Origin of the sequence: Streptomyces sp. SID14478 (assembly GCF_010548525.1) — a bacterium.
In the GTDB taxonomy this organism is placed as follows: Bacteria; Actinomycetota; Actinomycetes; order Streptomycetales; family Streptomycetaceae; genus Streptomyces.
The window spans coordinates 1-382 of record NZ_JAAGMG010001183.1 but is presented as its reverse complement, the minus strand read 5'-3'; the positions used below and the strand labels follow the sequence as shown (position 1 = coordinate 382).

General features: G+C 78.5%; 1 protein-coding gene. It reads right to left on the bottom strand.

Annotated elements, in window-relative coordinates; genetic code table 11:
* Positions 1-382, bottom strand: a 382-nt coding sequence (locus tag G3I40_RS37320) for a hypothetical protein (RefSeq protein ID WP_164559250.1), incomplete at both ends; no start/stop codon positions are given.

Genomic DNA, 382 nt, shown 5'->3' with positions numbered 1-382 from the left:
TCGACGGCGTCGAGGCCGCGCCGCAGCGCGAGGTGAGCCACCGGGTGCGGCGTGATCTCGACGACGCGCAGGCGGCGTCCCTCGGCCAGCGCCCCCGCGGCCTCGGCGAGTCGCGGGTGGGTGCGCATGCTCCGGTCCCAGTACGGGGCGTCGAGGTCGGTGCCGTCGACGTACCCGCCGGTGGCCGACGAGTAGAACGGCACGGCGCCGGGGCGGGTGCGCAGCGGGCCCGGGGGCGTCGTCGGGCGCCGCGACCAGGCGGTGATCAGGCGGGCGCCCTCGTCGAGCGGCAGTGCGCCCGCGAAGACCGCGGCGGCCACTTCGCCGGTGCCCTGCCCGAGGACGACGGCGGGTTCGACGCCCCAGTCGCTCAGGGTGCGGG